This is a genomic window from Flavilitoribacter nigricans DSM 23189 = NBRC 102662, from assembly GCF_002646595.1.
In the GTDB taxonomy this organism is placed as follows: domain Bacteria; phylum Bacteroidota; class Bacteroidia; order Chitinophagales; family Saprospiraceae; genus Flavilitoribacter; species Flavilitoribacter nigricans.
The window spans coordinates 152,523-163,464 of the sequence record NZ_PDUD01000031.1 but is presented as its reverse complement, the minus strand read 5'-3'; the positions used below and the strand labels follow the sequence as shown (position 1 = coordinate 163,464).

Below are 10,942 nucleotides of genomic sequence, written 5' to 3'. Positions count from 1 at the left end.
TTTATTAATCTTTAGAAATTAAAAATATAAAACTTGTAAATTTGTTTCATGTGAAGGGGGTCGAGGCAATTTTGCCTCGGCCTACTTTTAAATTTGCCGGTTTATCCTTACTTTTGAGCGTTAGAAATTACTCCCCTCCCTTGCTAAGATCACTAATAAATTAAGGTAAGATCCAATCGATATTGTTACTGTGCGTTTGAGGCTTTCCCCCCTTCGTTCAAACTGGCATAACAATGTAGTTCCTTTTATCCTCCTCACTAATACGAACAACGATCTCTTTACCTGCAAACAGTCCGGTTTTTGGGTCAGCTCACCGAGTAGATCCTGAAACTTTGGCGGTTTGATTTCGTAAAGTTGATTACTACATTTTAAACACACTTAGCACATTAAAGCGCAACCGCTGCGAGCGGTTGGGTGAGTACAAACACTATGGAGTTCTACTACGCAACAGCACTTCCCAAGGCTGTCGGAGCGACGTATATCGCCCGGCCGGCCCCATTCCCATTTCTATTCCATCTGGATAAGTTTTGCCGGACTGCTATCGTAGCTGTAGGCCCATCGTTTGTGTCATTTTTCCTAGCCCTGGGGATAGGGAAATGAACATGCATAAAACAATTTACAAACACAGCTGAGCCCTGATAAATCCGGTTTCCATGGAATATTTTTACCTATTCTCTACCATCAGAACAATTTTAAACCAGTTTCCCGGCCGTCTGTGCCGGGCCGTCCTGCTGGTCAGTTGCGGCCTTATTTTTACCGGCTCCGGTACCCTGTGGGCCGAAGGGACCAAACAGCTTGCACCCAATCCGGATGAGATCGTCATGCTGCTGGTGGACAATGATGTTTACGGCAACTTTGCCGCCTATGACGGCCCCGAGAACAGTCGGCTCTATTTTCGGATCAACGATCCGGGAGAAGTAGTCTATCTGGGGCTTTCCCGGAATTTCCGCGCCAACGGCCAGCCGGAATCCACCGGAGCCTATAACTTTCGCATCCGCCGCCGCAGCGATGGTGCGGTCGTGCACGGTCCGTTCACCATTCATGCTTTCAACGAGAACGTCAGCAATTGGGAAGACGCTACGCTGGGCCCCGCCGCTATTACCGGCCAGGGATACGAAACCACCGATAGTCGCTACTTTTTTGATCCGCAGGAAGCCGGTGATTACTTTATCGAATTTGAAGATGCCACCCATATCGGTTTTTGGGATATTACCGTAGCCGGAGACGGTGCGGCGAAGACCGGGCGTATCTTTTCCATGAACTGGGCTTTCCGAACTCCTGCCGATCAGAACGAAGCGCCGGAATGTGTGTGGGACCGCGAATTCAACGGCATCCTCTATTCTTATACCTCGGATGGTTTCGTGACCAGGATCGATTTTAGCGATTCTGGTTTTCAGGGCCTTTCGTTCAACGTGGCTTTCAACCGGACCGGACCGGGTACTTCCGGCGATCCCCAACTGGATCGGATGTCCGTAGAGGGGCAGAACCTGACGGAGAATTCAGCCGAGCACCTGATATTTCTCAATGAACCGGATCCAACCCAGTTCCCGGACGGTGAATGCGGTGCCGCTGCCGTCGCGGAATCCTTTTTGTGTACGGATTATGGAGGATATTGCCTCGAAGCAACGGTTTCCCGGCCCGGCCAGGTAGAGGTGGTCCTGGATTTTAATCAGAACGGAGTATATGATAACGGTCTGGATGTACGATTACTGGAAATATTCGAAGACCCCGGATCGTCTACAAAGTGTATCAATTGGGATGGCTTAAAAGGCGATGGTACCCGTCCGGCAAATGGCGAAACGGTCAACCTGCTGGTGCAATACACCCAGGGGGTACAGCACTGGGCGCTTTTCGACGGCGAATTTCTGAAGAACGGTTTCTGCGTGGAACCCGTCCGGCCCATCTGCGATAACGGACAAAGCAACTTGTTGTACTGGGATGATCGCAACATCACGGATGATCCCGGGACCGGGGCGGTAAAGGACGGTCGACTGGGTTGCGACTGTACGACCGAAAGCTGCCGTACCTGGAATTATTTCGATCCCAATACAGAAGATTGCCGCTTTATTAATGACAATATCACCCTGGGTTACGGGGATAAAAGTACGCTGAACACCTGGTGGTTTGCCCGCAATGTTTTTACTACCTATGTCGATATTCCCTTCCCCGCCGGAGTGACCATTGAAGGAGAGACCGAGATCTGCGAAAATGCCGAAACCACCCTGGAGGCGATCACTTCCAGTTCGGATATCATTACCATCACCTGGGAAGGCCCGGCCGGAATCATCAGTGAAGGCGGTGCGGAGAATACCCAGATCACCGTTTCCGAACCGGGCATGTACACCGTAACGGTAGCGGAATCCACCGGTTGTACGACATCGGCCAGTCACGAACTGGCGGTCATCGTCTGCCCGGTAGATGTGGAACTGGACAAACTGGTAGACGTGCTGAACCCGGAGATCGGCCAGGTGATCAATTATGAGATCGCTCTGACGAATCACGGTCCCGGGGTAGCGACGGGTATTCGGGTAGAAGACCTGATCCCGGACGGTCTGACGGAGATCACCGCTATTTCCGACGGTGGTATGCTGCAATCGGACGTCATTGTCTGGACCGGACTGGCACTGGCGGAAGGCCAGACGATCGTACTGAGTTACCGGGCCCGGGTTACCCTGGGGCTCAGCTATACCAACCTGGCGGAGATCACCAGTATGGATCAGGAAGATATCGATTCTACGCCGGGTAACGGTGTGGATACCAACAATAACGGAGAGGTGGCCGATGACCCCGGCGATGAAGATGACGGCGATGGCGTGGTACTGGTACCCCAGCCCTGTAGTATGGGCGCCTCGATCGATAAAGTGGTCTGCGACGACAACGGGACGCCGGTGGACCCATCGGATGATACCTTTACGTTTGAAGTGACCATCAATGCCGCCAATGCTTCAACCGGCTGGATCGCCAATGATCCCGGTCTGAGTACCGGGGTATACGGACAGGCAACGAAATTCGGTCCGTACCGGATTGCCGACGGTATCGTCAGCTTTCAGGTCCAGGATCAGTTTTTCGGCGGGGTGTGTAGCATTCCCATTAGTGTAAATCCGCCGGCTACCTGCTCGGATCAATGCCTGATCGAAACGGAAGTGAGCCAACTGTTGTGTAATGATAACGGGACGCCGAGTGATCCCAATGATGACACCTATACTTTTGATCTGACGGTGACCGGTTTTAATACCGGGGAAAGCTGGTCGGCCGGTACAGTTTCGGCCGCCTACGGGCAGACCGTTTCCTTCGGTCCTTTTGCCATCAGCGACGGACCTACCTACCTGACCATCACGGATATTGGGGATGGAGCCTGTAAAGTGGAGGTCGTGGTGCAGGAACCGCTGACCTGTTCGGGGCTGTGTGAGGTGGAAGCCGCCATTTCCAATATTATCTGTGATGATAATGGTACGCCGAGCCATCCGGAAGACGATGTGTTTTACTTCGATATTCTGGTCGAAGGAGCCAACGTGGGCGCTGAAGGCTGGACCTGCAATTTCGACCTGGAAGGCAGCTACGGAGAAGTCCTGCGCGCCGGTCCTTTCCCCATCAGCGGCGGAGATCTTGAGCTCGAAATTCGCGATAAGGAAGACGCCGCCTGTACGGTCGTCAGCACCGTAAATGCCCCGGCAAGCTGCTCGGACGAATGTCTCGTTGAGGCCGTAATGAGCAATTTGCGCTGTGAGGATAACGGTACCCTGAGTGATCCCGATGACGATATATTCTTTTTTGATCTGATGGTTACCGGCCTGAATACGGGTGATAGCTGGTCTTCCAATATCGGGATTTCCGGTAGCTACGGAACCCTGACTTCCTTCGGTCCCTATCTGATCAGTGACGGAGCTATTAAGTTGGTTATCAGTGATGAAAGTGATCCAGAGTGTACCTTTACTTTAGAGATAACGCCTCCCAATACTTGCTCCAATGTTTGTGCCATTGAAGCGGCCATCGAAGCCATTTATTGTGACGACAACGGTACAGCCAGCAACCCGACCGACGATGTCTATTTTGCAGATATCCTGGTGACGGGTGCCAATACCAGCGAACAAGGCTTCACCATCGGTGAAATTTCCGGGCAGTATAATGTGCTGACTACAGTTGGCCCGTTCCCCATTGCTGACGGCGATGTCAGCCTGGAAATCACCGATGCGGGCAATTCTGATTGTCTGGCCTCGATCACCCTGACCGCTCCGGAAACAACCTGCTCCGAAGCCTGCGAATTATTCGTGGAAGTACTCAATATACAGTGTGATGACAACGGCACTCCGAGCCTTTCGGATGATGATACCTTTACGTTTGACGTGATCGTCAATGGCTTTAATTATTCCGGTAACTGGCAGTCGGCCGAAGGTGTCATTGGCAACTACGGGGAAGTGACCACCCTGGGGCCATTCCCGGTCGCCGGTGGCACGGTCAATACGGTCATTTCCGATCTGGAAGATGCCGCCTGTACGGTTCCCGTAAGTGTGGAGGCACCGCCGCCCTGCTCGGATGCCTGCGAGATCATCAGTACCGGTCTGCGGGATCTGCTCTGTGATGATAACGGCACCCCGACCGACCCGAGTGATGATACCTATTCGTTTGTACTGGTGGTGACCGGCTATAATGTGTCCGGCGAGGGTTGGTCTTCCAACCTGGGCGTCAGCGGCGAATACAACACCCCGGTGAGTTTTGGCCCCTATCCGATCCGGGAAGGAGGACAAAATATTGTGATCACTGACAAGACCGATCCGGAATGTCAAACTGTATTTAATGTCCCGGCTCCGCCCACCTGTTCGGAGCAGTGCGCTATCGAAGCCACCATCCTGGAAGTGATCTGTCTGGATAATGGTACGCCGAGCCACGCGGATGACGATCTTTTCCAGGTGCGGGTGATCGTATCTCCGATCAATAATCCCGGCACGGGCTGGATCGGTTCCGGCGGTGTACGCGGCGTTTACGGCGAAGAGGTCACCTTTGGCCCTTATCCCATTCGGGACGGCAACCGGCGATTGGTCTTCAACAGTCTGGACTTTGTCGATTGCCGGTTTGAATTGCCCGTGGAGGCACCCGAACCCTGTTCGGATCAGTGTCTGATCGAGGAGGTAGAGATCATATCTGTTGACTGCGATGATAATAATACCCCCGGCAATTCACTGGATGATCTCTATACCTACACCGTAGTGGTGAATGGATTGAACCTGGGCGAAAGCTGGACGGCCAGCGATGGTACTACCGGCGCATACGGGGTGCCGGTTACTTCCGTGCCGCATCCGGCAGCCGAAGGGGCCTTTACGGTCACCCTGACGGATGATCTGAGTGCGGACTGTGCCTACGAGATCAGTGTAAGCCCTCCGCCCATCACGATCGAATGTCCGGAGGATGCCTTCCGGGCTACGGTACCGCGCAATGCCCTGGTACTGGAAGGTCGCCTGGAAGAGACGGATGCCCGTTTTGCCAAGGTGGATGATCTGTGCTGGATGCCCAATGAGTATTTTGAATCGGGAGATCATTACTACGATCGCTTCAGCCTGCGCTACAACAGCGAGGCGGAGGAGCCCGAGATATTTACCTTCTATCTGTTCTCGGATATTCCCGGGAATGCGGATCTGACCTTGGGACTGGACGGCGCCGGTGGTCTGTTCCTCGGGCCGTATTATCCGGATGATCCCTGCTGTTTCCTGCAGTCTTCCGATGTACGCGCCACGGCTACGGAATTACCTGATTTATTGGAAAATCCTTTACTCGATCCATCCGGACTGTTCAGCAAGCCCTATTCAGCTGTCGCCAAATTCAGTGTGTTGATGGCCCCGAACGAAGTGTACACCCTGCTCACCACTACTTTTCTCCAGGACACCGAAGGCGATTACGCCTGGTTGATCGTGTCCAGACCGGAAGCGGAACTGGAAGTGGTAAACGGAGACATCGCGATCGAAAACCGGCAACAACTGGAAGTGGGGATGGAACTGACCTTCTTCGACCGCGATTTCGTACTGGATAACCCGGAAAGCACCGACGCCTTGGGTTACCCCCAACTCAGCGACTACTGTGGGGTAGATTCGATCACCTTTGATGACCGGATCACTGATCTCGGCGAATGTAGCGACATCATCGTTCACCGTAAGTTCAAAGTGTACGGCTACGGTAATCCGGCTCCTCTGGACAGTTGCGAGCAGGATCTGACCCTGCGGCGCCCGGATCTCGACGATATCATCTTGCCGCCGGAAGCGATCCTCTACGCCTGCGGTGCGGTATACGATACCCTTTCCAACGGTAATCCGGCACCCTCAGCCGCCGGTTTCCCGATGGTGCTGACCCAGTCGGGTTACGCCGAACTCTCGGAGTCTTTTAATTATAATCTGACCATTGCCTATAAGGATAATGTGGTAAATATTCCGGGCGATTTCACGAAGACCTTTAACCGGGACTGGACCATCACGGATGTCTGTAACGACACTTTGCTCCGATATTCCCAACTGATCAAGATCGGTGGATTTACCGATCCCATTGTGGAATGTCCGGTGAGCAATCACTACTGTCCGATCCTGGAAGGCAACATCATGCTCTTCCCGCTGGATCCCTTTGCCTGTACGGCCACGGTGGAAGCGCCGCTGCCCGACATCATCAATACCTGCGGCGAGCAAAACTGGATGGTGCGGACCGAAGTATTGCAGGTAGTGGGCGACGAAACGCTGGTGCTGGCTACTTTCGAGCCCGGAGAGGAACGCGTTATTACCGATCTGCCGCCGGCAGATTATCTGTTCCGCTATACGGTATTCGATAATGAGGATCACTCTGTGGAGCGGCTCTGCGTTTTCCGGGTAGCCGACACCCAGGAACCCGCAGCGATCTGCCGTACGGATCTGGACGTTACGATCAGTGAAGACGGACCGCAGCGGATCTTCGTAGACGAGATCAATCAGGGTAGTTACGATAACTGTGAAGTCGCCAAAATTGAGGTTCGCCGGGTATTCCACCGCGATCCCGCTACCTGTGCCCTGCTGGATACGCCGGCCTATTCCGCATGGGGCGAATTCGTAGAATTCAGTTGTTGTGATATTGACCAAAAGGTCACCGTAGAAATGCGGGTAACCGACATCTACGGCATCGAAAATATGTGCTGGCTGGACGTTCCGGTAACGGGCAGCCAACCCGTGGTTTCCGGTCTGGGAACTCGAAATCTGACCTGCTCCGATCTGCCGGATGATTTCGATGCCGCCGATACCCTGCACCTGCAGGCTGTTTTCGGTTTGCCGCAGGTAGACGCCAATTGTCCGGGTATCATCCGGGAATTAAGTCCCTTACTCCAACTTACGGAATGTGGTGTGGGTAGCATTCAGCGGCGTTTTCAGATCAGCCGGCTGAACGGCCTGTTGCTGGAAGATATTTATACCCAAACGATCAATATCGAAGCGTATCTTGAATATGAGATCGGTTTTCCGGCGGATGCCGTTACCGATTGCCTGGACTTGAGCGATACCCTTATCCTGCGGAAAACTGCCTGTGATTCACTCGAAGTCACTTTTGAGGACGAGCGCCTGGATCCCGTGGCGGATGAATGCTACCGCGTTGCCCGGACTTACCACGTTATCAGTCACTGCGAGTGGGACGGCATCAGCGATCCCGTGTTGATCAGCCGCGACGAAGACTGTAACGGTACGGAAGGGGAGGAGCGCACCTGGGTGCTGCGCCGTCCCGATCGGGCATATATCGATTCGGATACCAACGAAAACAATACCGTTCCGGCGGCCGGTACCAAAGGCCAGTCCTGCGACGGTGAGACCAATGAGGCCGGTTTATGGAAAACGGCGGAAAGTACCGGCTACTGGGTATATACCCAGGTGATCAGTGTTTACGACGAACAGCCACCGGTGATCACCTTTGAGGCACCCGATCCATTCTGTACGGTGGATGCCCGCTGTGAGGCCGAAGTGATTTACCCCTTTACGGCGGACGATGCCTGTGTGATCGAGACCTTCGACGAACTGAACATCGGGCTGGATATCGACGCGGACGGTACGCTGGATCAGGACCTGACCGATGCTGGTATACTCTTTGGGGACTATCCTCATTTTGAAATTATAGGAGACTTCCCGATCGGTAGTCATCAGTTTGTCGTTACCGCCATCGATGTATGCGGTAATGCAACTACGGCCAATTTGCCCTTTACCGTGATCGATTGTTTCGTAGCTACTCCCGTCTGTACGGAAGGGCTGACCGTCGATCTCGCCCTGCTGGGCGCCGGCGTAGATATTGACGGTGACGGTACGGCGGATATTGCCGGTGTGACCGTCAATGCGGCCGATTTGATCACTTACGACCCCACGGAATGTACCAACCCCCTAAGAATATCTCTAAACCACCCGGGAGAGCTGCCGGATATCAACCGGACCAGTATTGGCTATACCTGTGACGATCGGTACACGGATTCCCTCGAAGTATACATTTGGGACAGTGCTTTTAATCCCTACCGTCTGCAACCCGATAGTCTGACCCAGGGAGGGCCGAATTACAAATACTGTACATTGCAGATCCGCATTGAAGACCCAGAAGAGGTCTGTCCGGATTGTGACGGCAGCCCCGTGGTGGGAGGTACCGTAACCACGGAAGGTGGCGATACCCCGCCGATGGTGGAAATGGAGATTGAAAATGTGGGCATGGTGCAAACGCCCATAACCAAAGACGGTGGTTTCCAGCTGAGCGATCTGGCGTCCGGTGGTGGTTACGTCATCACGCCCCATTGGGATCAGGGTGTCCGGAACGGGGTCAGTACCCTGGATTTGATGCTGGCCAGAGCGCATATTCTCGGCTTGCGGACGCTGGATTCTCCCTATAAACTGATTGCCGCGGATGTCAATAATTCCGGGAATATCTCGGCGCTCGATCTGATCGAGTTCCGCCGGGTGCTGCTGGGAGAAGCGGACCGTTTCACGAACAACACCAGTTGGCGGTTCGTCGACCGAAAGTATACTTTCCCGGATGCGCTCAACCCCTGGTCGGAGCCCTTCCCGGAATCGGTCGTGATCGATGAACTGGTCACCTGCATCAATGGACTGGATTTCGCTGCGATCAAGATCGGCGACCTGGACGGTAGCGCGCGTTTCGAATCGGAAGCGTTTGCCGGTAACCGCGGTTTCGGTGCCGGACTGACGCTGGAAGCATCGGACCCACTGCTGGAATCGGGCACTTCAACGATCTGGACCGTCGAATTACCGGACCCCGGCAGCCTGCTTGGCTTCCAGTTTACCCTCAGTTTTGACCCGGAGTTGGTGGAGATCGAACAATTTATTCCCGGCCTGCTGACCGAAGATCAGACGGGGATGCGATTCTCCCGGGAAGGGGTCATGACCTTCAGCTGGGATCGCGATCCGAAGCTGGATCTCTCCGGAACGGAACGCACTAAAGCCTTCAGTCTGAAACTGCGAGCGAATACAACGCTGCATCCGAGTGAGGTGTTTCGGATCAGTTCGCGGGTAACGCCGGCCGAAGCTTACCGGACACTGGAGGGGGCAACAACCGTAAACCTGCAGTTCGAAGGAAACGATCCGGATACGCCAAGCCTGAAACTCTACCAGAACCGGCCGAACCCCTTCGGGGATTATACCATTATCGCTTTTGATCTGCCGACCAGTGGTCCGGCGGAAGTGCAGCTGATGGACGTGAGCGGCCGTTCGGTATGGCAGTACAAGGGGGATTTTGCGGCGGGTTATAATGAGTTGAAAGTGAGTGCCCGGGAATTGCCGGGTAGCGGTATGTATTACTACCTGCTGCGAACACCATCCGGAAGTCTGACCAGAAAATTAATTGTCCTATAAAGTCCTCAAACCAAAAGGGTGACCGGGAGCCGGAATTTACAGAATCGTATATTTTGTAAATTCCGAAGCTCTCCGGGCACCCTTTTTTATTGCAGCGGTGCGCCGGAGTCGCAATTCATCTCTATCCTCAACTCCTCTTCTGATCTTTTTCCATCGCCTGCAGGATCTTCCGGCCCCGGGAGCGAAAACCCGCCGTAGCGTGCTCCCACTGATCTTCGATGATCAGTTTTAATTCCTGCTTCAATTCCGGTACATGCGTGCAGATGTTCCAGATCACGGTCATGGCGAAAACGCGGATGGCCGCGGGTTCGCGCGGATCCGTCAGCAGTTGGAAGGAAATATCGGCTATCTCTCCCCAGAGTGATTCCGGAATATCAACATACTGCAGGGCGCGGAGCGTATTGCGCCGGATGGCGTCGTGCTGTCGTTTATCGCGAAGATTGAGGACCATCTTTTCCAGATGGGGGGCGATCAGGTGCGGATGCCGGTCCAGACAGTGAGTTACCACCCAGGCTGCCCTTTGGGCCACCCGGTATTCGTCTTCCAGCATCAGCCCGATCAGTTCGTCAAAACGTTCGGGGCGGTCGCCGATCCAGCCGGCGATCTTTTGGGCCTGTTCTTTTGAATGTTCTTCGAGAAGACTGGTTCGGATATCCATGTTGAACGCTTCGGTGGTGATTTTCCGGCAGGATCAGTCGTCCGGGAAAGGCAATATAATCCACGGGCGACTCAGCGGGTAAAAAAGGAAAAAGAATCGTAATTTCACAAACAAATATCCAAATGATACAAAAAAGTGAAATAAATTTTCGTTAGTTTAGCGATTCACGGTTTATTCGTCTGCTTAGTTGGAGCGCCGGAAAATTCAAAATGGTGATTTTCCGTTGAAACCGGCTCTCCCGTTGGAGTGAAAAAGATCTGTAACCGTTCGCAGCGGCCATGTTAATATATTGATTTACAAATTACTGTCACCCGGGCTTCTCAGCCTGTTTCGCACGCGGGCGATCTCCAGCCAAAACCAAGCAAACGCATACTAGCCCCGCTTCAGCCACATCCTGATTCCCTTAACCAACAGAACCGGAAACAATAATCGAATAGCATAAAATAAA

At 53.5% G+C, this 10,942-nt stretch carries 2 protein-coding genes; one reads left to right on the top strand and one right to left on the bottom strand.

Annotated elements, in window-relative coordinates; translation table 11 throughout:
• Window positions 1-653: 653 nt before the first annotated feature.
• On the top strand, window positions 654-9,836 hold the full coding sequence (locus CRP01_RS26560) for a T9SS type A sorting domain-containing protein (protein WP_099153149.1): 9,183 nt from the start codon (window positions 654-656) through the stop codon (window positions 9,834-9,836).
• Between the two features lie 127 nt (window positions 9,837-9,963).
• Here CRP01_RS26560 and CRP01_RS26555 read toward each other — a convergent pair whose 3' ends face one another.
• Complete coding sequence (locus CRP01_RS26555) at window positions 9,964-10,494, bottom strand: hypothetical protein (RefSeq protein WP_099153148.1); 531 nt, start codon at window positions 10,492-10,494, stop codon at window positions 9,964-9,966.
• Window positions 10,495-10,942 lie beyond the last annotated feature (448 nt).

Excerpts from the sequence above, each read along its gene's own strand:
- CRP01_RS26560 (WP_099153149.1), top strand. The coding sequence starts at position 654 with ATGGAATATTTTTACCTATTCTCTACCATCAGAACAATTTTAAACCAG.
- CRP01_RS26555 (WP_099153148.1), bottom strand. The coding sequence starts at position 10,494 with ATGGATATCCGAACCAGTCTTCTCGAAGAACATTCAAAAGAACAGGCC.